Genomic DNA, 22,807 nt, shown 5'->3' with positions numbered 1-22,807 from the left:
TCTCGCCCCCTGAGCTCCCTTGACACAATCTGCTGATTCGCGAGGGAAAAAGGAAGCGACCTCCGGTGCGCGGGCAGGAGCTACCGCGGCGCCGGACGTTGGCGGGCCGCGGGCGTGACGTCATCGGTGGCGGCGAGGTCGGCGGTCCGGCCGGCCTGGAGGCGCACGGTGCGGGTGGCGAGGGCCGTGCGGAAGGCTGGATCATGGGAGACGATCACCATCGCCTGCGGCAGGCCGCGCAGGATCTCCACCAGCCGCGCATACACCTGCTCATCCAGTGCGTTGGTGGGCTCGTCCAGGAGCAGCACCTCCGGCTGCATGGCGAGCACCGCCGCCAAGGTCACCAGCCGCTTTTCCCCGCCTGACAATTTATGGGTGATGCGGTCCCGCAGGTGCTGGAGATCGAGCTGGGCGAGGGTCGCGTCGACAATGGCCCGGACCTCGGCGCGGCTCTTGCCCTGGTTGAGGGGGCCGAAGGCCACGTCGTCGGCCACGGTCGGGCAGAACAGCTGGTCGTCGGGGTCCTGAAACACCAACCCGGCCCGCTGCCGCACGCCGATGAAATCTGCTTCCGCGCGGCAGAAGGTGCCAAAGGCGCGGACGGTGCCGGCTGAAGGGGAGAGCAGGCCCACCAGGATATGCAGCAGCGTGCTTTTGCCCGCGCCATTGGGCCCGACCAGGCAGACCCGTTCCCCCGCCGACAGGGTGAGGCTGGCGCCGTCGAGCACGCGCGGGCGTCCGGGATAGGCGAAGACGATATCCTGGGCCTCAAGAAGCGGCGACACGGATCATCACCTCCCAGGTGACAAGGCCGGTGGCGAGGGCTCCGGCCAGGATGCAGAAGGCGATGTCGTGGGCACCCAGGCGGCTGTCGTCCTCGATGAACAGCCGGCCGGTGAAGCCGCGGCACTTCATGGCCTTGAGAATGCGTTCCGACCGCTCCAGGGCGCGGATCAGCATCATGCCGATGAGGTAGCCAAAGCTGACATAGGTGTGGCGCGTGTTGGCGGGTTTGAAGCCGCGTGCCCGCATGGCGGTGCGCAGGCGATGATATTCCTGATGCAGCATGTCGACATAGCGGATCTTGAACAGGATGAGGTGCACGAGGCGTTCCGGCGCGCCCAGCCGGGCGAGCGCGCGCGCCAGGGTGTCGGGAGCGAGGGTGGACAGCAAGGCCATGGCCATCAGCATGACCGCATTGGCCTTGAGCGCGATGGTGGCGGCGTGAACAACCCCCTCCTGGCTCGCCGGCAGGCCGAACAGGGTGAAGAGCGGCGCGCCGGGGGTGGTGAAGGGCAGCGTCGCCAGCATGAAGACGATGAAGGAATCCATGGTGGCGACCCGCCGCAGGGTCCGGCCGATGGGCAGATGCGCCGCCACCATCATGGCCCCGGCGCCGGCCAGCGCCGCGAGCAGGGGGCCGAACGCCGAACAGGCGACCACCAGCACCGCGAACGCTCCGGCGGTGACGAGGCGGACCCGCGGATCGAGGCGGGGGATCCAGCCGGAGCGGCGGGCCGGCGTGTCGAGGAGGCCGGCGGCCGGGGCCAGATCGCCCATCAGTGGCCGCCGGCCTTGCGCATCTGACGCCGCGCCGCCAGGAAGAACCACAGGCCGAACAGGCCCACGATGTAGCCGATGCCGCCGAGCACCGATTGCAAGTCGTTCTTCTCCTTGAGCGCGATGATTTCCCGCCGGAGCGGCCTCAGCTCGTCGCGCAGGGCGCTGGCGAAAGCGGCCTGTTGCGCGGGCGTCGGAGGGCGATCCGCCACGGCGGCCGACGGTGCCGCCGGAGTTGTGGCCGGACCCGTTGGCGCGCTCGCGGCAGCAGGCGCCCGCAGCGCGGCCGGCAGATCGGCCACATCCAGGCGGACTTCGGCCACATGGCCGCCGCCGAGATCCACGCGGAAGATGTGGGCCACGCTGCGGGTGGGCGTGAAGGTGAACACCCCTTCGGGATTGGTGTGGGTCTCGCCGATCTTGCTGCCGTCCTCCGCCAGCACCTCCACCAGGGCATTGTTGGCCATGGAGCCATCGGAAAAACCGACTTCGCCTTCAATCTGGTCGCCGGCGGCGTAGGCCCCGGCCACCACCTTGTGGGCGGCGGCGGGCAGCGCTGGGCCGGCGGCGAGCGCGGCGGTGAGCAGCAGTGTCGTGACAATTCTGCGCATGGGGTCACCCGTGCTCCGTGGAGGCGCCGAAGGCGGTGAACAGCTCTGGCTTGACGCGCTGTGCCAGATAGACCGCAGCGCCCGTGATGGCGGCTTCGATGAGCATCACCGGGATGTGCGCCACCAGCACCAGCTTGGCCGCGGGAATGAACGCCTCGCCCGACAGCGCCAGCGCCAGCGCGACGCAGACGCTGGTGAGGGCGATGGCGAGCCCGCCGCCCAGCGCGCCCCAGATGGCCGCGCCGCGCGGTGAGGAGCGCACGATGCCGGCGCGGCACAGCATGCCCACGGCCACTGCCGGCAGGGCGATGTCCACCGTGTTCACGCCCAGCACCGTCAGCCCGCCGAAGCCGAAGAACACCGCCTGCAGCAGCAGCGCGACGAACAGCGCCGGAAAGGCGGCCCAGCCGAGCACCAGCCCGGCCAGACCGTTGAGAATGAGGTGGACGCTGGACGGGCCCACCGGCACGTGCACCAGCGAGGCGACGAAAAAGGTGGCGCTGAGGACGCCGGCCGCCGGGATCTTCTCCATCGGCATCCGCCGCAGACCGATGCCGATGCCGGCGACGGCAAGCGCCGCGCCGCCGATCAGCACCGGGGGAGAGAGGGCACCATCGACAATGTGCATGGGAGCCTCGCAGCCGTCACTGGAGCGGGTTGGCCTGGATCCACAGCACCGCGTCCTGGGAGAGGGGCTTGCCCTGCACCGTCCTGGCAGGCCCTGAACCCAGCGCGGCAAAACCCCAGGTGCCGGCGCGGGGAATGCCGAAGGTGAACACGCCGTTGTCATCGGCCTTCACCACCACGGCGCCCCCCGGCGGTGGCGCGACGCTGGCGGGGCCGGAGGCGCGCGTGGCGAGATCCGGCGTGGCGGCGATGTATTCCACCTCGATCTCCGCGCCCGGCACCGGCTTGCCTTCGCTCAGCACCTGTCCGGAGAAGGTGGAGCCGGCGATGACGGCATTGGGCTTGTTGAGGGGCACGATCTCGGTGGCGAGGCCGAGCGGCTCGTCCCATCCGCTCGGCACGCCGCCCTGGTTCACATAGGTCTTGGTGATCTGCTGAATGTATTTGTCTTCGCTGGCTTCGTAATAGGGGGCCGGCACCAGGGCGAAGATGTGATCGCCGAGCCCGTTCACTCGCACCTTGGTTTCAAACCCTGCGGAACTGTTCTGCGCGGCCTTGAAGGTGATGGGCTTGAGCGTGCCGCGCAGGTCCGTGGTCTTGCCCTTGCGGCTGACGAAGAACTGCTCCGGCGTGCCCATGTCCATGGCCGGACCGTTGGAAAAGGGATGCCAGAACACCAGCAGGAAGGGCACCTCCTGCGGCTTCTCCAGGTTCGTCTCGGGGGTGTAGATGAGCTGGAAATGGGCTTGGGCGGGCTGCGCCAGCGCGGTGAGGCCGGCGGCGCCGGCCAGCAAGGCTGCGGCGCAACTCCAGGCGCGGGTGCAGGCGCGGGTGAAAGTGTTCAAGGCGATGTCTCCCCGACGAGCCGAAACGGCCCGGATTGAGCAGGAGACGCGGGGAATCTGAGGCGCGCACGCCGGCCCGTGAGGAAAAGCCCGGCGCGCTCGCGCACGACGCTCACCCCGGCGTCCGACGAACGACCGCGCGCCGGAGCGCGCGGTTTGTGGCAGGTCTCCTGGCTCTTGGGTCACCGCCTCCACCCGACCTTCCCGACGCCTGGAGGCGCCAGTGGCACACGCGGGGTGAGGGCTCGCCAATTACAGTTGCGGGGGCAGCTCCGGAGTTGCCGCGAACGGCGCACCGAATTCCCTTTTCATCCTCGCCAGCACGTCCTTCCCGAGCGGGAGAAAACACTTTCGAGGACACCACGATGTCTGTGGTATTGGCCCGGCTGGGTGGTGTCAAGGCACAGCCGGCACCGTGTTTCTCACCCGCTCCGCCGCACCCGTCGCAGCAGATAGGTGTCCATGATCCAGCCGTGTTGTTCTCGGGCGGCGGCGCGGGTGGCAATGATGCGGGGGCCGGCCTCAGCCAGCGGTCCCTTGTCGAGCACCTGTTCCGGCATGCCCAGGAACGCTCCCCACCAGATCTCCACTCCGTCGGGATCGAGGGCGCTGAAGCTGCAGGCCCCATCCAGCATCACCACCGCCGTATCGGCCTCGCCGGGCCAGCCGAAGTCGCGCAGACGGCGGCCGGTGGTCACGTTCACCGCGCCGTTCACGGTGTTGAAGGGAATGGCGTGGGCGGCGGTGAGGGCCTGGAGGGCGGAAATGCCCGGCACCACCCGCAGGCGCGGGGGCGGGCTGAGCCGCGCGGCGATGCGCAGGGTGCTGTCGTAGAGGCCGGGATCGCCCCACACCAACAGGGCCACGGGCCCGCGCGGCTGCGCGGTGGCGATGGTGTCGGCCCACAGGGTCGCGATCTCGTCATGCCAGCGGCGCACCCGCTCCAGATAGGGCAGGCTCTCGTCACGCACCGGCATGTCGAAGGTCGCCACCGGCGCTGTGCTTCCGCTGGCCTTCAGAATGGCGTGCCGCAGGGTCTCGAGATCGGCCTTGTCCGGCCCCTTGCGCGGCACCAGCACCAGGGCGGCGGCGCGCAGCGCCTGCTGCGCCTCCAGGGTGACATGGGCCGGGTTGCCGGTGCCGATGCCGATCAGCCACAGGTCAATCAAAGCCCACCCCCGTTTCCGCCAACGGGCCATAGATGATCAACGCCGGCTTGGCGCTCACCGCCGTCGCCAGCCGTTCGGCGAGGGTCGCCACGGTGAGCCGCGCCAAAGCCTGCTCGGGCGTGCCCACCGCCTCGGCCAGCAGCGCCGGCGTATCCGGCGGCAGGCCGTGCGCCAGCAGCGCCGCGGCCAGGGCGGGAAAGGTGCGCTGGCCCATGAACACCACGGTGCAGGCCTTGGGATCGGCCAGCGCCGGGAGATCGAGGTCGCTTGGCAGCCGTCCCTCGGTGTCGTGAGCGGTCACGAACTGCACCCGTCGCGCGGTGAGCCGACGGGTGAGGGGGATGCCGCAGGCGGCCGCCGCCGCGCAGGGAGAGGGCACGCCGGGGATGATCTCATAGGCAATGGCCGCAGCGCGCACCGCCAGCAACTCTTCCTCCAGCCGACCGAACAGTCCGCCGTCGCCGGATTTGAGGCGCACCACGCGGCCGCCGGCGCGGGCATAGTCGACCAGCAGCCGGCTCACGTGGTCCTGCCGCGGCGAGGCACGCCCGGCGCGCTTGCCCACCCCCACCAGATCGGCGCCGGGGCGGGCGAGGCCCAGGATGGGGCCGGCGGCGAGGTCATCGAACAGTACGGCATCGGCCTGCCGCAGGCGATCGGCCGCCTTGAGGGTGAGAAGCTCCGGGTCCCCGGGACCGGAGCCGACGAAGCTGACGAAGCCGCTCACGGGCGCTCCTGTGCGATCAGATGGAAGAAGGTTCCCGTCACCTGTCCCCGGCGCGAGCCGGTCTCGGCCACCGGCGCGCCATCGGCGTCTGCCACGCGGGCGAGGGGGGCATCGGGCTGGTCCAGGATGGTGGAATAATGGAATTCGTGGCCCCGCAGGGTGGCGCCGGCGGCGTACCCGGGCATGGGCGCGCTCAGCTCCGCCCGGCGGTAGCCGAGATGCAGGCGGCGGGTCTGGTAGCTGGTCACCAGGCCCAGCAGTCCGGCCATGGGGTGGGCGTTGCCCTGCGCGTCCACCAGCGTGGTGCCGAGCACCATGTAGCCGCCGCATTCGCCGTGCACCGGGCGGCTCTCGGCATGGCGCCGGAGCCCGGCCATGAACCGCTGCGCCCCGGCGATGGCGCCGGCATGAAGCTCGGGATAGCCCCCCGGCAGCCAGACCAGATCCGCCGTCGGGTCGGGCGGCTCGTCGGCGAGCGGCGAGAACGGCAGGATGTCCGCGCCGGCGGCCCGCCAGCCCTCAAGCAGATGGGGATAGGTGAAGGAGAAGGCCGGGTCTTGTGCGAGGGCGATGCGTTGGGCCGGGGGAAGCGGGAGGGGGCCGCCTGCCGTTTGCGCCCCACCCGACAGGACGCTGCGCTCTTGTTCTCCCCGGTGTTCACCTCCCCTGGCCGCCGCGACCAGGGCGGGAAGGTCCACATGGGCGCGCAGGAAGGCGGCATAGTCGGTGATGGCGGCGTCCAGGTCGGGATGTTCGGCCGCCTGGATCAGGCCGAGATGGCGTTCGGGGAGCACCAGGTCGCCGCGCCGGGGCAGCACCCCGAGCACCGGCAGCCCGGCCCGTTCCATGCCGCGCAGCACCAGGCGTTCATGCCGGGGGCTGGCGACCCGGTTCACGATGACGCCGGCAAACGGCAAAGTCGGCGCGTAAGCGGCAAACCCCAGCGCGGTGGCCGCCGCCGACTGCGCCTGGCCGGCCACGTCGAGCACCAGCACCACTGGCCAACCCAGGGCTTGCGCGGTTTCGGCGCTGGCGCCGAACCCCAGGGCCCCGCGCGTGGCCACCGCATCGTAAAGGCCCATGGAGCCTTCCGCGAGGCACAGATCGGCGCCGATGGCGCGCGCGGCGATGGCGTCGAACAGGCCGGCGTCCATGGCCCAGGTGTCGAGGTTGAACGACGGCCGGCCGGCGGCGGCGCGGTGAAACGCCGGATCGATGTAGTCGGGGCCGGACTTGAAGGGCTGCACCACATGCCCCGCGTCGCGCAGGGCCCGCAGCAGGCCGAGCATGACGGTGGTCTTGCCGGTGCCCGAGGCCGGCGCGGAAATGAGAAGGCCCGGCGGCAGCGGGGGGCGTTCATTCATCATCCGGCCTCCAACTTGCCCAGGCGCTGTCGCTGGATTGCGGCCGGTAGCGTCGATCATAGTCCGGGGCGTAGAGCCGGCTTTCGGCGAAGCCGGCGGCGCCGAGGGTGCGGCCCACCAGGATCAGCGCGGTGCGCGCCATGCTCGATCCCACCGCCTCTGCAATGGTGTCGAGGCGCGCCCGGACGATCTTCTGGTCGGGCCAGCTTGCCCGGTAGACCACCGCCGCCGGGCAATCGGCCCCGTAATGGGGGGTGAGATCGGTCACCACACGGGGCAGGTTCTGGATCGACAAATGAATGGCGAGGGTGGCGCCGGTGGCGGCGAAGGCGGAGAGCGCCTCCGCCTCCGGCATGGCCGAGGCCCGGCCGGGGGTGCGGGTCAGCACCACCGATTGGGCGAGGCCCGGCAGGGTCAGCTCGGCGCCAAGCGCTGCGGCCGCCGCGGCGAACGACGGCACCCCGGGCGTCACCGTATAGGCGATGCCCAGCGCCTCCAGCCGGCGCAGCTGTTCGCCCATGGCCGACCACACCGACAGATCGCCCGAATGCAGGCGCGCCACGTCCTGGCCGGCGCCATGGGCCCGGCCGATCTCGGCCATGATGTCGTCGAGGCTGAGCGGCGCGGTGTTGACGATCCGCGCGCCCGGCGGGCAATGGGCGAGCACCGCCTCGGGCACCAGGGAGCCCGCATAGAGGCACACCGGGCAGGCGGCGATGAGGTCGCGGCCGCGCAGGGTCAGAAGATCCGGTGCGCCGGGGCCGGCGCCAATGAAATGCACGGTCATGGCTGGTCCTTCCCGGCGGCGTCCGCCGGGGTTCGCTGCGGCGCCCTCATCGGGTGGCGCGCCATTGCACGATGGGGAAAGCGGACTTCCAGCCCCGGCGGCTGCCCAGCGGTGTCGCCTGCGCCAGCTCGATGCGCAGCAGCTCGCCCCCCCAGCGCGCCTGCGCGGCCGTCAGCACCGCCTCGGATTCCAAGGTGACGGCATGGGCCACCAGGCGCGTGGCGGGCGGCAGGAGATCGGCCAGGGTCGTCAGCAGGTCGGCCGAGAGGCCGCCGCCGATGAACACCGCATGGGGCGGCGGCAGGCCCTGCAGCGCCACCGGGGCCGCTCCCTCCACCACCTGCAGCCGATCGACGCCCAGTTGCGCGGCGTTGGCGCGGATGCGGGCGGCGCGGGCGGCCACCGGTTCGATGCTGACGGCCTGCATCGCCGGGTCGCGCAGCAGCCATTCGATGGCGATGGAGCCGGAGCCCCCGCCAATGTCCCACAGCCGCTCGCCGGGGCGGGGGGCCAGGGCCGACAGCGCCAGGGCCCGTACCGGCCGCTTGCTGATCTGCCCGTCATGATCAAAGAAATCGTCGTCGATGCCGGAAGCCAGGGGTACCACCGCCCCGGTGCCGGCGATCTCCAGCGCGACGCAGAGGGGATGGGCGAAGGGGGCGGCCGGCAGGGCCTCGGCCAGGGCCTCGGTGATTTGCTCGCGGGGCCCACCCAGGGCTTCCATGATCCACAGCCGGCTGGCGCCGAAGCCGAGGTCGGTGAGATAGCTGCCGAGCGCCGCCACTGCCGCGCCGTCGCGCAGCAGCACAATGGCGCGCCGGCCCGGAGCAAGATGCGGGCGCAGCCGGGTCAGGGGCGCCGCGTGCAGTCCGAGGCAGGCGGTCTGCTCCAGCGGCCAGCCGCGCCGCGCCGCCGCCAGGGCAAAGGTGGACGGGCCTGGCAGCGCCCGCCATTCATCCGCATGCAGCACGCGGGCGATGACGCTGCCGGCGCCGAACCAGAACGGATCGCCGGAGGCCAGCACCACGACCCGCCGCCCGCGCTGCGCCTGCAGCAGCGGCAGCCCGGCGGCGAAGGGCACCGGCCAGGGAAGCCGTTCCTGCCCGAGGTCTGGCACCAGCGCCAGGTGCCGTGGCGGGCCCATGATCACCTGCGCGCGTTCCAACACCGCACGGCTTGCCGGCGCGAGGCCTTCCAGTCCATCTTCGCCGACCCCGATGATGGTCAGCCACGGAGCTTCACCCATGGGCGCCTCGAAATCTCGCCCCAACCTGTTGATCCTGGCCGGCACCACCGAAGCGGCGGCGCTCGCCCGCGCCGTCTCGGCGGCGGGAATCGCCGGCACCGTGTCGTTCGCCGGGCGGGTGGAGCGCCTGCCCGCGCAGCCGCTGCCGCAACGGGTCGGGGGCTTCGGCGGGGTGGCGGGGCTGGAGGCCTATCTGCGGGAGAACCGGATCACCCACGTGGTGGATGCCACTCACCCCTTCGCGGTGCAGATGAGCGCCCATGCGCTGGCGGCCTGTACCCACCTGGGGCTGCCCCTGGCGGCCCTCACCCGGTCGCCCTGGCAGGAGGTTCCAGGGGATCATTGGATCCATGTGCCCGACATGGCCGGCGCGGTGGCGGCGCTGGACCGGCCGGCGACGCGGGTCATGCTGGCGGTGGGCCGCATGCATCTGGCGGATTTCCTGCCCCATCCCCAGCACTTCTACCTGTTGCGGCTGGTCGAGCCGGCCAAGGCGCCGCTGCCCCTTCCGCAGCACCATGCGGTGATCGATCGCGGTCCCTTCAGCGTCGAGGCCGACCGCCGCCTGCTGCAGGAGCATGCCATTGCGCTGGTGGTTTCGAAAAACTCCGGAGGCACAGGAGCTTACGCGAAGATCGTCGCCGCCCGCACTCTCGGCCTGCCGGTGATCATGATCGACCGGGCGCCGCGGCTCGATCGACTGGAGCTGGAGAGCGTCGCGGCGGTGCTGGAGTGGCTGGCTCATGCCGACACCGATCTTGGCGTGTAGACGAACGGGCGCGGGTCGCGGGGGATGAGGCGGGTGGTGGCGGCGCCCACCAGAACCACTGTCCGCATGTCGGCCATCTCCGGCTCCGCCTGCTCCAGCGGCACGATCTGGATGGCTTCCTCGGGCGTGCTGACCGCCCGGGCGAAAACCAGCAGGCGTGCGGGTTCGCACAGGGTCCGGAGCAGTGCCAGGGCCTGGCCGAAGCCGTCCGGGCGGGCCTTGGAGCGCGGATTGTAGAGGGCCATGGCGAAGTCGGCCTCGACCGCCAGCCGCAGCCTCCGCTCCACCAGGCTCCACGGTTTCAGGTTGTCCGACAGGTTGATGGCGCAGAAATCGTGCCCCAGCGGGGCGCCCACCCGGGCGGCGGCGGCCAGCATGGCGGTGACGCCGGGGAGCACCCGGATGTCGAGGGTGCGCCATGCGGGCAAGCCGTGCTCCACCGCCTCGAACACCGCCGAGGCCATGGCGAAGACGCCGGGATCCCCGGACGAGACCACCACGACGCGGCCGCCCTCGGCGGCGAGGGACAGGGCGTGTCGGGCGCGCTCGATTTCGACCCGGTTGTCGCTCTCATGACGTCGCAGACCGGGGCGGTCGGCGACCCGGCGCACATAGGGAAGGTATCCTACTACATCCGTCGCGTCGGCGATGGCAGCGGCCACCTCGGGGGTGACGAGGGCTTCGTCGCCGGGTCCGAGGCCGGCGATGACCACCCATCCGCCGGCGGCCTGCGGCGGGGCATGCTGGGGTGTCGCGGTCATGGGCGGCGTCCCTGTCCGTGGACGATGGCGATGGAGAAATAGGGCGCGGCATCCGCTTCCACCTCGGCCAGCGGAGTGACCCTCTCTTCGGCCATGCTGGCGTATTCCACGAGGAAGGCGCGGTCGGCCTTGCCGGCGGCGGCGAGGGCGCGCCGGACCCGGGCGAGATTGCGGCCGATCTTCATCACCACCAGGGCATCGGCCTCGGCCATGCGCTGGGCCAGCTCCGCCTCGGGCAGGGTGGCCGCCAGCACGGTCAGCACGTCGTCGCCCCAGGTCACCGGTGTTCCTGTGGCGGTCCAGGCGGCCGACATGCCGGTGATGGCGGGCACCACGCACACCGGCACCTCGCCTTTCAGCCGCACGTGCAGATGCATGAAGGAGCCGTAGAAGAAGGGGTCGCCCTCACACAGCACCACCACGTCGTCGCCCGCTTGCGCGAGGTCGCGCAGATGGGCGCTGGCGCCGGCGTAGAAATCGGCCAGCAGCGCGTTGTAGCGCGGGTCGGCGAACGGAATCTCGGTGGTGACCGGATAGTCCAGGGGATGCTCGCGGACATCGGCGCGCAGCAGCCCGTCGACAATGGTGCGGGCGCGGCCGGCCCGGCCGGCCTTGCGGAAATAGGCGATGTGGGCGGCGCCGCGCACCAGCCGGTCGGCGCGCACGCTCATCAGATCGGGATCGCCGGGGCCGAGGCCCACGCCATAGATGGTGCCCGGGGTCATTCGGCGCGGCTCGCGATGGCGTTGACGGCGGCGACGGTGATGGCGCTGCCCCCCAGCCGGCCTTCGACGATCAGGCAGGGGGCGGGCTGGGCCTGCCATAGCGCCGCCTTGGATTCCTGCGCGCCGACAAAGCCCACCGGGCAGCCGATGATGGCGGCGGGCCGTGGGCAATCGGCGGCCTCCAGCATCTCCAGCAGGTGGAACAGGGCGGTGGGGGCATTGCCGATGGCCACCACCGCGCCAGCCAGGTGCGGCCGCCACAATTCCAGCGCCGCCGCCGACCGGGTGGTGCCGAGCTGCGCCGCCAAGGCGGCCACCTGCGGGTCATGCAACGTGCAGAGCACGGGATTGTCGGCGGGCAGGCGCTTGCGGGTGATGCCCTCGCCGACCATGCGGGCGTCGCACAGGATGGGGGCTCCGGCCTCCAGGGCGCGCCGCGCCGCCGCCACCATGCCCGGAGAGACGCGGATATGGGCCTCCAGGCCGACCATGCCGGCGGCGTGGATCATGCGCACCGCCACCTGCTCCTCATCGGCGGCGAACCGGGCGAGGTCCGCTTCGGCGCGGATGGTGGCGAAGGATTGGGCGTAGATGGCTGCGCCATCGGTTTCATACTGATAGGGCATCGGTCAACCGCCGAGGATCGAGAGCACCGCGCCGGGGGTGAGGCCGCGACGGGCGGGCTCGCTCCAGGGGGGGCCGTGGGAGATGAGGTCGAAACGGCCGTCGCGGCCAACCAGCGTCAGCGCCGCCGGGGCGGGCAGGGCGCAGCCCTTGGCGCAGCCGGAGACATGGGCGGTGGCGCCCGCCGGCAGGCCCGGCATCAGGAGCGGTGCGATCGCCCGGGCGAGGTCGCGGGTGGTGACGCTGGCCTGGGGGCAGCCGGGCGCGCCGGTGCAGGCCACCACCCGCAGCAGCGGGTCGTCGCCGGCGAGGATCAGGGAGCCGCCAGCGAGCGCGCAGGTGCTGACACCGGGCAGATGGATCATGCGGTAGGGCGTGATGCGCAGCACCGGCGCGCCGGTGGCGGCGAGGCGGGCGAGATCGGCGGCGTCGAGCTGGCCGAAGGCGACGGCCACGTTCAGCCCGCCGTCCCTCGGGCCCGGCTGGGGCCGTGGTGCCGCCGGATTGGGTTGGGCCGCGCCACAGCAGGCGTCTGGAGGCTGGGCGCCAGCGGCCAGATGGGCGCGCATGCGGCCGCGGCCATCGGCGCCGACGCCGCCCGAGGCGACGAACCAGCGGGCCAGCTCCAGCGCCAGCCGCACCGCGTCTTCTCCATCGCGGGCGATGCGGCCGGTGGCCATGGCGTCGGCGCGCACCAGGAGCGCGCCGGCGGCCGCCTCGATGCGGATATCGCCGCTCACCTCGGCCAGTTGCCGCCGGGGGCCGGCGTCGATGACGAAGCCGAACTTGGAGGGCAGGCGGGCGAGGTCGGCATCGCCGGCGGCCTGTGCCCGCAGCTGCGCGGCGAGGTGTTCCGCGCACACCGTCTGCCGGTCGTCGCCCAGCGGCCGGAACGGGTCGATGACGATGTTGCGATGGCGCTCGGCGTCCGCATCGGCATCCAGCAGCTCCAGCCCATCCAGCCCCTCGATCAGCGGTGCGTGATGCGCCTCGGCGACGCCCCTGATCTGCAGGTTGGCGCGATTGGTCAGCTCCACCGTGCCATGGCCATAGGCGGTGGCCAGCGCGGCGAGGCCGGATGCCTGGTGCGCCGTCAGCTCGCCCCGGGGCGGGCGAATGCGCACCACCAGCCCTTCGGCTGACATCATGGGCCGGTGCGCGCCGGGGCACCAGCCTTTCACGGCGGGGGCGTTTATGGGCGCGCTCATGGCTGCGCCTCCAGCGCGGCGCGGATGGAATTGCGGCGCGACGACCACAGGCCGGCGGCATCGAGCGCGGCGAAGCGGGCGCGCATGGCCGCCAGCGCCTGCGGGTTCTCCTCCTCCAGGAAGCGCTGCACTTCGCTGTCGCCGAGGGTCGCATCCCAATAGAGGTCGAACAGGTGGGAGGGCACGCAATGGGCGAGATGGGCGAACGCCGCCATGTTCTCCAGGGTGGCGGCGATCTCGGCGGCGCCGCGGAAGCCGTGGCGCCGCATGCCCGCGATCCATTGGGGATGGGCGGCGCGGGCGCGCACCACCCGCGCGATCTCCTCCTGCAGGGGGCGGGCGCGGGGCTGTTCGGGGCGGGTGTTGTCGAGATGATAGACTGCGGCGTGGCCACCGGCGATGTCGCGGGCGGCGGCAAAGCCGGCCTCGTGGCTGGCGTAATCCTGCGCCAGCAGCAGGTCGCTCTCCGGCAGGTCCTGCGGGTGCACGAAGGCATCGGCGCCGGCCACCCGGGCGCGCAGGCCGGCATCGTCCTTCCGGGCGCCGTCGCCATCGTGGGCATAGGCGCTGGCGGCGAGCCACGCCTCGGCGGCGGCGCGGCGGCCGGCTTCGGAATAGTCGGTGAGGCTCTCGCCCAACCCCAGCCCGAAGGCCCCCGGCGCCGGGCCGTAGACCCGGGCCGCGGCATCGCCCGCATAGGGGTTCCAGCCGGCCTCGTCGTCGCGCGCCGCCAGCGCCCGCACCGCCTGCTGGAACAGGGCCGAAAGGCTCGGGAAGACATCGCGGAACAGGCCGGAGATGCGCAGGGTGACGTCGATGCGCGGGCGCGCCAGCTCGGCCGGAGCCAGCACCTCGATGCCGCTCACCCGCTCCGATCCGTTGTCCCACAGGGGGCGCACGCCCATCAGCGCCAGGGCCATGGCGAAATCCTCGCCGGCGGTGCGCATGGTGGCGGAGCCCCACAGATCCACCATGAGGGTGCGCGGCCAGTCGCCTTCGTCCTGCAGATGGCGGCGCACCAGCTCTTCGGCCAGCCGCACCCCCTGGGCATAGGCCGCCCGCGTCGGCACCGCGCGCGGATCGGTGGTGTAGAGGTTGCGCCCGGTGGGCAGCACGTCGCGCCGGCCGCGATAGGGCGAGCCGGCCGGCCCCGGCTCGATCCGCCGGCCGTCGAGGGCGTCGAGCAGCGCCTGTTTCTCGGCGGCGGCCGAGGCCCCAAGGCCGAGCGGGTCGTCGCCGGTCGGCGCGCGGCCCCACACATGCAGGCCATCGCCGAACTGGCTGTCCTTGACGTCGCAGACGAACCGGTCGATCCGCGTCACCGCCTCATGGGGGCTGATGCCGGCATCGAGGCCCAGATCGCCCTCGATGCCCTGCGCCTGGGCCTCGTCGCGGATGGCCTCGATCAGCCGTCCGCGCCGCTTGGGATCGAGCCCGTCGGCATTGGAGAATTCATCCAGCAGCGCCTCCAGCCGGGCGAGGCGGGTGGGGGTGCCGGAGGGGCACAGCGGCGGCGGCACGTGGCCGAGGGTGATGGCGCCGATGCGGCGCTTGGCCTGGGCCGCCTCGCCCGGATCGTTGACGATGAACGGATAGACCACCGGCAGGTCGCCCACCAGGGCCTCCGGCCAGCACGTGTCCGACAGGCCCACCGCCTTGCCCGGCAGCCATTCCAGCGTGCCATGGGCGCCCACGTGCACCAGCCCGTCCACCGTGGCCCGCAGCCACAGATAGAAGGCCACATAGGCGTGGCGCGGGGTGCGCGACAGGTCGTGATACTCGCCATCGCGCTGCGCCGGGAGGCCCCGTTCCGGCTGCAGGGCCACCAGCATCCGCCCGCGCGCCACGGCGGCGAAGGCGAAGCCGTCCGCGCTGGCGTCCGGGTCGTGCTCGGGCGGGCCCCAACTTGAGTCGAGATCGGCCCGCAGGGCCTCGGGAAGCCGGGCGAGGGCGGCGCGATAGGCGGCCATGGGCCACATGATGCGCGCGCGGCCCAGAACGGTGGCGAGCGGTGCGCCGCTGGCGGTGTCGTAGCCCGCGGCGGCGAGATCCGCGAGGATTGCCTCGGCGGAGGCGAGGGCATCGAGCCCCACCGCGTGGGCGAGGTCCCAGTCGCGCCCGGGATAGGTGGACAGCACCAGCGCCAGCCGCCGATGCGGCGCCGGCGTGGCGGCCAGTTCATGCCAGCGCCGCACCCGGTCGGCGACGGCGGCGATGCGGTCCAGGGCGGGGGCGTGGATGGTGCGCGAGAATTCCAGAGCGGGGTCGCGTTCCGCCTCGGCCTTGAAGGAGACGACGCCGGCGAACAGGCGGCCATCCACCTCCGGCAGCACCACGTGCATGGCGAGATCGGCCGGCGACAGCCCGCGCGCGGCCGGCGCCCAGGCGGCCCGGCTCGATGTGGCGAGGGCCACCTGGAAGACCGGGACCCCGGCGGCGTCCAGCGGCGAGGCGGACCCCTGTCCCTCGTCCTGCCCCTCGTCCTGTCGCTGGCTTTGGCCGCGCCCCGAGAAGGCGGTGGCGTTGACGATGGCGACGGGCTTGAGGGCGGCCACCCGGGCGGTCAGGACATCGGCGGCGTCGGGCGCCTTCAGCGACGGCGCGAACAACCCCAGCACCCGGAAGCCGCGCGCCCGCAGCGCCGCGAACAGGGCCTCGATGGGGGCGAGATCGGCGGCCACCAGATAGGCCCGGTAGAACACCACCAGCACCAGCGGCAGGGCGTCGCCCGGGGCGGCAGCGGGCGGCCGGACGGGATCGGTCACCCCCGTCTCCGGGGTCCACAGGCCGACGGTGGGCACGGCCTTCGCGCCCGGCACCGGGGCGGCGTAAAGGCCCGCCGCCAAAGCCAATTGCGCCAGGGCGGCCTGGGCGGCGACCGCGCCGCCGGCATCGCACAGCTCGGCCAGCCGTCGCAGGGTGGAGTGGGGCAGGGTGGAGGCGGCATCGAGCCGCGGATCCGGGCGCCCGTCCGCCGGCAGCACCGCCAGGGCGATGCCCTTGGCGCGGGCCAGCGCCTCGATCTGGCCGAGGCCGTAGGGCCAGTAGGAGGCGCCGCCGATGAGGCGGATCAGGATGCCTCTGGCGGCGCCGAGGGTGCGCTCGATATAGGTATCCACCGACAGGGGATGGCGCAGCGCGCCGATATTGGCCAGCCGCAGGCTGGGCATGGCCCCGCCCGCGCCGCCACCGCGCCGCCAGCCGGCGGCGAAGGCGCCGAGATCGGAATCGGAGAACGACAGCACCACCAGATCCGCCGGGCTCTGCCCCAGGTCGGTCGGCGTGTCGGTCTCCTCCAGTCCGTGGCTCTCGCGGAAGACGATGTGCATGCCTATTCGGCCGCTTCCACCTGTGGCGCGAGCACGGCGGCAATGGCCTTGGGATCGATGTCGTCGTGCTCGGCGATCACCACCAGGCGGCCGTGGCGGGCCTCCTGCGGCCCCCACGGCCGGTCGTATTGATGGCGCACCCGGGCGCCCACCGCCTGCACCAGCAGCCGCATGGGCTTGCCGGCCACCGCCGCATAGCCTTTTACCCGCAGGATGTTCTGGGTATCGGCCAGGGTGACGATGCGGGCGGCGAGCTCGGCCGGATCGGCCAGCTCCGGCACCTCGATAACCACGCTGTCGAAATCGTCGTGGTGGTGGTCGCCGGCACCGTCATGGTGGCTGGGGCGGGCGGCGAGGTCATCCTCGGCGGCGGCGCCGAGGCCGAGGATGATGCGCGGATCCACCACCCCGTCGACCACCTCGACGATGGGCAGCGGGCGCGGCGCCTCGGCCTGGATCACCGCCTTTGCCTGAGCGACGCCGGCGGCGCCGGCGAGGTCCGCCTTGGTCAGCAGCACGATGTCGGCGCAGGCGATCTGGTCCTCGAACACCTCGCTCAAGGGCGTCTCATGGTCGATGCTGGCATCGGCCTCGCGCTGGCGGTCCACGGCGGCGACGTCCGGGGCGAAGCGGCCGGCGGCCACCGCCTCCGCATCGGCGAGGGCGATCACCCCGTCGACGGTGATGCGCGAGCGGATGTCCGGCCAGTCGAAGGCCTTCACCAGCGGCTTGGGCAGGGCGAGGCCGGAGGTTTCGATGAGGATGTGGTCCGGCCGCGGATCGAGCGCCATCAGCGCCTCGATGGTGGGGATGAACTCATCGGCGACGGTGCAGCAGATGCAGCCGTTGGCCAGCTCGATGATGTTCTGCTCCGGGCAGTCCGGCAGGGCGCAGCCCTTGAGGATCTCGCCATCGACGCCCACGTCGCCGAACTCGTTCACCACCACCGCCAGCCGCTTGCCGGCGGCGTTGCGCATGAGGTGGCTGATGACGGTGGTCTTGCCCGCGCCCAGAAAGCCCGTGATCACCGTCACGGGCAGCTTTTCGAGAGTGGCCATGGTGCGCCTGCGTCCCATCCTGATGGTTCGGGGGGCGCATGGCGGGTGGCTTGACCTTAAGCCCTCCCGACACCGGCGCACCCCGTCCGGTTCCGTCTGTCGGGCTGGCAGGTCTCCCGGCTTGCGGAAGTCAGAGGACGCACCACACGATCCGCCCGGGGGCGGTCGGCGCGGGCGGCTCTGGCGGTCACCCTGCCTTCCCGGCGCGAACCAGTGGCGTTGGGCGACCTCTCCGGTCACGGTCGCGGGGGCGGCTGCGCTTGGGCAGGCGCGTGGGCAGCATGCTCACGCGCCGAAGAGCCTGGCGCATTCCCTTTTCATCTGTTTACACAGACACCAGCTTCGCGGGAAATGTGCCCGAACGGCCGACTCTGTCAAGCAAGAAGGATCTGCCCCATGGATGAGCTGACCGCCCGCCACAATGCCAAGATGAAGGTCGTCAAGGCGGCGCGGGACGAGATGATGAAGTCGAAGACCCGGAAGAAGGGCCTCATCATCGTCCACACCGGCGCCGGCAAGGGCAAGTCGTCCTCGGGCTTCGGCATGATCCTGCGGGCGATCGCCCATGGCATGCCGTGCGCGGTGGTGCAGTTCATCAAGGGGGATCGGGAGACCGGCGAAAAGACCCTGCTGCGCGAGCGGTTCGCCCGGGAATGCCGGTTCTTCGTCAGCGGCGAGGGCTTCACCTGGGAGACCCAGGACCGCGACCGCGACGTGGCGGCGGCGCAGCGCGGCTGGCAGTTGGCGCAGGCGCAGATCCTTGATCCGCAGATCCGCTTCGTGCTTCTGGACGAGATCAACATCGCCCTGCGCTATGGCTATCTCGACGTGGCGAGCGTGGTGGACTTCCTGACGACGCAGAAGCCGGCCATGACCCATGTCTGCCTGACCGGCCGCAATGCGCCGCCGGAGGTGATCGCGGCGGCCGATCTGGTGACGGAGATGACGCTGGTGAAGCATCCGTTCCGCGACGGGGTGATGGCGCAGCCGGGGGTGGAGTTCTGATGACCATCAATGTGGAAAAGCCCCGCCCGGCGAGCCCGTGCATCGGCGCCTGCGGCATTGATCCGGCCACCGGCTATTGCACCGGCTGCGCGCGGACTGGTGCGGAGATCGCCGCATGGGGCGGCGCCGACGAGGCCGAGCGCCAGCGGATCTGGGCGGCGCTGCCGGCCCGCGCCCGCACGCTCGGCCTGCAGATGCGCCGGCTGCCGTGGCGCGGCGCCAGCCTGCTGGATGCCATCGAGACGCGCTTCGCGACCGCCGCGGGCACCTTCGTGGTGGGCGTGCCCGGCGCCGTCGCCGAGGTGCTGCGGGAGCCCGATGAACCCTTCGAGCGGGTGCGCGAGGCGGACACCCTCACCGTGCGCACCCGCCGGGCGGCCCTGCGGGTGGAGGCGCCGGCCTTCCTCACCGCCTTCGAGATCGCGCGCGAAGGGCGCGCGCCACTGATCGCGCTGGCGGTGCCCACCGGCCGCGCCGATGCCGCCGGCCCCACCACCCTGACGGCCCTCGGCACCGATCCGCAGGCGCTGCTGGCGCGCGATGCCGATGGCCTGCTGTTCGATGTGGGGCTGGGGCGCCGGGGCGTGCGCTTTTCCATCCGCTGCGCGCCGGCGCTGGCGCCGCGCATTGCGGCGCACTGCGGCACGCCCTGGCCGCAGGACCTGGCGCGCATCGGCGCGGCGGTGGTGGAACACAGCCCGGTGCGCGTGGTGGAGACACCCTGCCTGCGGGCCGAGATCGATGCGGTGATCCCGCCGCCGGATGGTCGTTCACCGGAGGGGCCGCACACCCATCTGCTGCCCGATCTGCTGGCGCAGGGCGAGGCGGGGGCGACCGGCCTGCCGCTGCCGAAGGGCTATCTGCTCGCCGCTTTGTTTCATCCGGCCTGAGGCGGCGCCATGGCACGCGCGCTGATGATCCAGGGCACCGGCTCCAATGTGGGCAAGTCCCTGCTGGTGGCCGGGCTGTGCCGGGCGGCGCGGCGGCGGGGCCTCTCGGTGGCGCCGTTCAAGCCGCAGAACATGTCCAATAATGCCGCGGTGACCGCCGACGGGGGCGAGATCGGCCGCGCCCAGGCGCTGCAGGCGCGCGCCTGCGGCCTCGCCCCCCACAGCGACATGAACCCGGTGCTGCTCAAGCCGCAGAGCGAGGTGGGCGCGCAGGTCATCGTGCAGGGCCGGCGCCTGGCCACCGCCGGGGCGCGCGACTATTTCAAGCTGAAGGCCAGCCTGCTGGCGCCGGTTCTGGAGAGCTTCCATCGCCTCGGCGCGGCCCATGACCTGGTGATCGTCGAGGGCGCGGGCAGCCCGGCGGAGGTCAATCTGCGCCCGGGCGACATCGCCAACATGGGCTTCGCCCAGGCGGCGCAGGTGCCGGTGGTGCTGGCCGGCGACATCGACCGTGGCGGGGTGATCGCCCAGATCGTCGGCACCCAGGTGGTGATGGCGCCGCAGGATGGGGCCCTGGTGGCGGGGTTCCTCATCAACAAGTTCCGCGGCGATCCCCGCCTGTTCGACGCCGGCTATGCCATGATCGCCGCGCGCACCGGCTGGCGCGGCTTCGGCGTGTGCCCCTGGTTTCCGGACGCCTGGAAGCTGCCCGCCGAGGATGCCCAGGATCTCGCCGCGCCCCGCCGCGCCGCGGGGCTGCACGTGGTGTGCCTCGCCCTGTCGCGCATCGCCAATTTCGATGATCTCGACCCGTTGGCGCAGGAACCCGGCGTGCGGCTGACCCTCTTGGGCGCCGGCGCGGCGCTCCCCGGCGACGCCGATCTGGTGATCGTGCCGGGCACCAAATCCACGCGCGGCGATCTCGCTTTCCTGCGCGCCCAGGGCTGGGATGTGGACCTGATGGCCCATTGGCGCCGGGGCGGCCGGGTGCTCGGCATCTGCGGCGGCTACCAGATGCTCGGCCGCACCGTTGCCGACCCCGAGGGGGTGGAAGGGCCGCCGGGAATCGACCCCGGCCTCGGCCTGCTGGACGTGGATACGGTGATGAGCACCGACAAGCGCCTGGCCGAGGTGGAGGCGGTGCATGGGCCCACCGGCCTGCCGTTCGCGGGGTATGAGATCCACATGGGCCGCACCGATGGGCCTGACCGGGCCCGGCCCTTCGCCCATGTGGCGGGCATTTCGGAAGGCGCGATCAGCGCCGATCAGCGGGTGGCCGGCAGCTATCTGCACGGCATGTTTCGCGACGACGCTTTTCGCGCCGCATTCCTCAGCGGCCTCGGAGGGGTGTCCGATCTCGGCTATGAGGCCACCCTCGAAGCGACGCTCGATGCCCTGGCGGAGCATCTGGAGCGGCATCTGGACGTGCCGGGCCTGCTGTCACTCGCCCGCGCGCCGGCCGATGGGGGCGAAGGCGCGTTCCAATTGTCGCCACTGCCCGGCGCTGCCGGCTAGGCCGAGCCGGAGCCAGCCCCGCGACCACGGGAAGATGCGCGACCACACCCGGCCCTGCGCCAGGCGTGCCTGCGCGGCGGCGGCATCGCCGGTGTCGTAGGTGCGAAACAGAGCCGTGCCGCCGATGAGGCGCCAGCCGGCGGCGGCGGCCAGCCCATCGAGCCGGCGGGCATCCGCCGCCAGTCGGCTCCGGGTGTCCTGCTGCCAGCGCCGATCGGCCAGCGCCGCCTGGCCGATGACCAGGGCCGGGCCGCTCACCGGCCAGGGGCCGGCAAGGCGCCGCAGGCGCTCCACCAGATGGGGCGCGCCCACCGCGAAGCCCAGGCGCACTCCGGCAAGGCCAAAGAACTTGCCGAACGAGCGCAGCACGAGGATGTTGGCCGGCGCCGGCCCCAGATGGGGCAGGATCGACAGATCCGGTTCGGGATCGGCAAAGCTCTCGTCCACCACCAGCAGCCCCACCTGGGGCGCCAGCCCCATCAGCGCCTCGGGCATCATGCGGCGGCCGTCGGGATTGTTGGGATTGACGATGACCGCCAGATCGGCGCCGGCGAGCGCCTCCGCGGTCGCCACCGTGTCCACCGTCCAGCCCATGGCCGCGAGGGCGGCGGCGTGCTCGTTGTAGGTGGGGCCCAGCACCCGGGCGCGCCCGGGTGGGACAAGCTGCGGCATCAGTTGGATGGCGGCCTGGGCACCGGCCACGGCGAGCACCGGTGCGGCGGCGCCAAAGGCCGCCTGGGCGGTGGCCTCGAGCGCCTTGCGGGCCTCCTGCGCCGGCAGGGCGGTCCAGGCCGAGGCGGGCAGGGGCGGCAGCGGATAGGCCACCGGGTTGATGCCGGTGGACAGGTCCAGCCAGTCGCCGGCCCCATGGAGCGCCAGGGCGCGGTCAAGATCGCCGCCGTGATCCCGCATTGCCGTCATTGTCGAGAACACCCGCGATCACGCCGCCCGCGCGCCAATGCACCGGTCGCCCGCCATGGCATGTGCCGCGGCGGGCCCGGTTCCGGGCGAGGGATAACAGCCTGCTGCCGGCGTCTCAACCCGCGCCGCCGGTGCCATCGCCGCAATACCGCGGCCGCACGTGTCGGCGTTCAGCGCGCGGGCGCCGGGGGAACGGGCGTCGGCTCGAAGCCCTCGATGGTCCATTCGTACACGGCGGTGCCGGTGCGGATGGCGCCCACGCGCGCCGAGGCGAGATCGAGGATCTCGACGATGACCCAGGTCCACATCAGGGTCAGCAGCAGGATGAGAATGTGGGACGCCCGGTTCTTGAGGCCGAACTGGTAGCCGAGGCAGGCCATGCTCAGCAACGTCATGCCGATGAGCAGCCAGAACAGCTGCGGCGGCAGGGTGACGCTGAATGCGAAGCGCTCTTTGGTGGTGGCATCGAACATGTCGCCGGCCGCGGTCATCAGTGAGGTGGTGACCGGATTGGCCTGGGCGCGCACGATGAGGGACACCTGTGCCCAGATCTGGTTCTGCAATGCGGTGGTGCGCTGGTTGATGGTGTCGATGGTGGCCTGGTCGCGGCCGGCGGCGACGAAATCGGCGCGGACCCGCGCATAGTCCTCCACCAGCGTGGCGATGGCCTCGGCTTCCGGCGTGCCGATGGCCTTGGCCCGCAGCCAGGTGGTGGACATGGCATTTGCCTCGGCGAGGCTGCCTTGCCGATGATCGTTGAAGCGCCCGTTGGCGAAGGAGAGGGTGAGCGCCAGCACGAAGGCCAATAGCCCGAGCATGCCGCCGACCACTACGCCGACGGCCTCGTGGCTGACCTGCTCGGCGCGATGGCGCTGGCCCAGCCAGAAGCCCGCCGCATGGGCCACATTTTGCACGATGAAGAGGATAAGACCGAAAGCCAATACACTGCGTTCGGCAATCGCCAGCGCCCAGACCATGATGGAGTCCCCGGATCCGACGCCGCGAAATGCCGCCGGATTGCCGCCCATAATTGAAATCGCCGGCGGGCACCACCACTATTGTGCGG

At 72.0% G+C, this 22,807-nt stretch carries 22 protein-coding genes and 2 riboswitches; of the genes, 4 read left to right on the top strand and 18 right to left on the bottom strand.

The genetic code is table 11. The annotated features are described in order from the left end of the window. Positions 1 to 80: 80 nt before the first annotated feature. From ACU4E7_RS04660 to cbiE, 10 genes are all read right to left on the bottom strand, one after another. Entirely contained in the window at positions 81 to 785 is a 705-nt protein-coding gene (locus tag ACU4E7_RS04660; RefSeq protein WP_447020804.1) for an energy-coupling factor ABC transporter ATP-binding protein, read from the bottom strand. Then, complete coding sequence (gene cbiQ, locus ACU4E7_RS04655) at positions 769 to 1,560, bottom strand: cobalt ECF transporter T component CbiQ (protein ID WP_447020803.1); 792 nt, start codon at positions 1,558 to 1,560, stop codon at positions 769 to 771. The genes ACU4E7_RS04660 and cbiQ overlap by 17 nt, the downstream gene beginning before the upstream one ends. Beyond that, complete coding sequence (locus tag ACU4E7_RS04650; protein WP_447020802.1) at positions 1,560 to 2,171, bottom strand: cobalt ABC transporter permease; 612 nt, start codon at positions 2,169 to 2,171, stop codon at positions 1,560 to 1,562. Before ACU4E7_RS04650 ends, cbiQ begins: the two co-directional genes overlap by 1 nt. Positions 2,172 to 2,175: 4 nt before the next feature. Beyond that, positions 2,176 to 2,799, bottom strand: a complete 624-nt coding sequence (gene cbiM, locus ACU4E7_RS04645) for a cobalt transporter CbiM (protein WP_447020801.1) — start codon at positions 2,797 to 2,799, stop codon at positions 2,176 to 2,178. Positions 2,800 to 2,815: 16 nt separating this feature from the next. After that, complete coding sequence (locus tag ACU4E7_RS04640) at positions 2,816 to 3,643, bottom strand: DUF4198 domain-containing protein (protein WP_447020800.1); 828 nt, start codon at positions 3,641 to 3,643, stop codon at positions 2,816 to 2,818. A 156-nt stretch (positions 3,644 to 3,799) separates the two neighbouring features. Continuing rightward, positions 3,800 to 4,009, bottom strand: a riboswitch (cobalamin riboswitch). A 56-nt stretch (positions 4,010 to 4,065) separates the two neighbouring features. Beyond that, positions 4,066 to 4,812, bottom strand: coding sequence for a precorrin-6A synthase (deacetylating) (gene cobF, locus ACU4E7_RS04635; RefSeq protein ID WP_447020799.1), 747 nt, complete (start codon positions 4,810 to 4,812; stop codon positions 4,066 to 4,068). Then, a complete protein-coding gene (cobA, locus tag ACU4E7_RS04630) occupies positions 4,805 to 5,539 on the bottom strand; it encodes a uroporphyrinogen-III C-methyltransferase (protein WP_447020798.1) in 735 nt (244 codons plus the stop codon). Before cobA ends, cobF begins: the two co-directional genes overlap by 8 nt. Then, positions 5,536 to 6,885 (bottom strand): cobyrinate a,c-diamide synthase, encoded by a 1,350-nt coding sequence (locus ACU4E7_RS04625; protein ID WP_447021583.1) that lies wholly within the window; start codon positions 6,883 to 6,885, stop codon positions 5,536 to 5,538. The genes cobA and ACU4E7_RS04625 overlap by 4 nt, the downstream gene beginning before the upstream one ends. A 10-nt stretch (positions 6,886 to 6,895) precedes the next feature. After that, positions 6,896 to 7,690: a precorrin-4 C(11)-methyltransferase gene (gene cobM / locus ACU4E7_RS04620; protein ID WP_447020797.1), complete on the bottom strand. Its 795-nt coding sequence runs from the start codon at positions 7,688 to 7,690 to the stop codon at positions 6,896 to 6,898. Between the two features lie 46 nt (positions 7,691 to 7,736). Next, positions 7,737 to 8,936: a precorrin-6y C5,15-methyltransferase (decarboxylating) subunit CbiE gene (cbiE, locus tag ACU4E7_RS04615; RefSeq protein WP_447020796.1), complete on the bottom strand. Its 1,200-nt coding sequence runs from the start codon at positions 8,934 to 8,936 to the stop codon at positions 7,737 to 7,739. Between cbiE and ACU4E7_RS04610 the strand changes: the two genes are divergently transcribed. Further along, positions 8,935 to 9,705, top strand: a complete 771-nt coding sequence (locus ACU4E7_RS04610; RefSeq protein ID WP_447020795.1) for a cobalt-precorrin-6A reductase — start codon at positions 8,935 to 8,937, stop codon at positions 9,703 to 9,705. The two genes, cbiE and ACU4E7_RS04610, sit on opposite strands and share 2 nt — an antisense overlap. On the opposite strand, the gene cobJ is transcribed toward ACU4E7_RS04610, so the two are convergent. The 6 genes from cobJ to cobW are packed head-to-tail and all read right to left on the bottom strand — an operon-like array spanning position 9,678 to position 17,410. Continuing rightward, a complete protein-coding gene (cobJ, locus tag ACU4E7_RS04605) occupies positions 9,678 to 10,466 on the bottom strand; it encodes a precorrin-3B C(17)-methyltransferase (protein WP_447020794.1) in 789 nt (262 codons plus the stop codon). The two genes, ACU4E7_RS04610 and cobJ, sit on opposite strands and share 28 nt — an antisense overlap. Beyond that, complete coding sequence (locus ACU4E7_RS04600; RefSeq protein WP_238123273.1) at positions 10,463 to 11,191, bottom strand: precorrin-2 C(20)-methyltransferase; 729 nt, start codon at positions 11,189 to 11,191, stop codon at positions 10,463 to 10,465. Before ACU4E7_RS04600 ends, cobJ begins: the two co-directional genes overlap by 4 nt. Further along, positions 11,188 to 11,817 (bottom strand): precorrin-8X methylmutase, encoded by a 630-nt coding sequence (locus ACU4E7_RS04595; RefSeq protein WP_447020793.1) that lies wholly within the window; start codon positions 11,815 to 11,817, stop codon positions 11,188 to 11,190. The genes ACU4E7_RS04600 and ACU4E7_RS04595 overlap by 4 nt, the downstream gene beginning before the upstream one ends. A gap of 3 nt (positions 11,818 to 11,820) precedes the next feature. Beyond that, positions 11,821 to 13,023 carry a precorrin-3B synthase gene (gene cobG / locus ACU4E7_RS04590; protein ID WP_447020792.1) on the bottom strand — a complete coding sequence of 401 codons (1,203 nt, stop codon included), beginning with the start codon at positions 13,021 to 13,023 and terminating at the stop codon, positions 11,821 to 11,823. Continuing rightward, a complete protein-coding gene (cobN, locus tag ACU4E7_RS04585; protein WP_447020791.1) occupies positions 13,020 to 16,352 on the bottom strand; it encodes a cobaltochelatase subunit CobN in 3,333 nt (1,110 codons plus the stop codon). The genes cobG and cobN overlap by 4 nt, the downstream gene beginning before the upstream one ends. Positions 16,353 to 16,354: 2 nt before the next feature. Beyond that, positions 16,355 to 17,410, bottom strand: a complete 1,056-nt coding sequence (gene cobW / locus ACU4E7_RS04580) for a cobalamin biosynthesis protein CobW (RefSeq protein WP_447020790.1) — start codon at positions 17,408 to 17,410, stop codon at positions 16,355 to 16,357. A gap of 89 nt (positions 17,411 to 17,499) precedes the next feature. Beyond that, positions 17,500 to 17,766, bottom strand: a riboswitch (cobalamin riboswitch). 40 nt (positions 17,767 to 17,806) lie between these two features. Here cobW and cobO point away from each other — a divergent pair. Genes cobO through ACU4E7_RS04565 form a run of 3 tightly spaced genes read left to right on the top strand, consistent with a single transcriptional unit; the run spans position 17,807 to position 20,820 of the window. Continuing rightward, entirely contained in the window at positions 17,807 to 18,415 is a 609-nt protein-coding gene (gene cobO / locus ACU4E7_RS04575; protein WP_447020789.1) for a cob(I)yrinic acid a,c-diamide adenosyltransferase, read from the top strand. Further along, positions 18,415 to 19,305 carry a DUF1289 domain-containing protein gene (locus ACU4E7_RS04570; RefSeq protein ID WP_447020788.1) on the top strand — a complete coding sequence of 297 codons (891 nt, stop codon included), beginning with the start codon at positions 18,415 to 18,417 and terminating at the stop codon, positions 19,303 to 19,305. Before cobO ends, ACU4E7_RS04570 begins: the two co-directional genes overlap by 1 nt. Positions 19,306 to 19,314: 9 nt before the next feature. Beyond that, positions 19,315 to 20,820 carry a cobyric acid synthase gene (locus ACU4E7_RS04565; RefSeq protein WP_447020787.1) on the top strand — a complete coding sequence of 502 codons (1,506 nt, stop codon included), beginning with the start codon at positions 19,315 to 19,317 and terminating at the stop codon, positions 20,818 to 20,820. Here ACU4E7_RS04565 and cobD read toward each other — a convergent pair. Together cobD and ACU4E7_RS04555 are read right to left on the bottom strand one after the other, a co-directional pair. Next, positions 20,746 to 21,732: a threonine-phosphate decarboxylase CobD gene (gene cobD, locus ACU4E7_RS04560; RefSeq protein WP_447020786.1), complete on the bottom strand. Its 987-nt coding sequence runs from the start codon at positions 21,730 to 21,732 to the stop codon at positions 20,746 to 20,748. The two genes, ACU4E7_RS04565 and cobD, sit on opposite strands and share 75 nt — an antisense overlap. A gap of 179 nt (positions 21,733 to 21,911) precedes the next feature. Then, entirely contained in the window at positions 21,912 to 22,718 is an 807-nt protein-coding gene (locus tag ACU4E7_RS04555; RefSeq protein WP_447020785.1) for a bestrophin-like domain, read from the bottom strand. Positions 22,719 to 22,807 lie beyond the last annotated feature (89 nt).

Source organism: Xanthobacter sp. ZOL 2024 (assembly GCF_052932325.1).
Note: the sequence above shows the minus strand (reverse complement) of the source record. Positions and strands in the feature narration are given on the sequence as shown.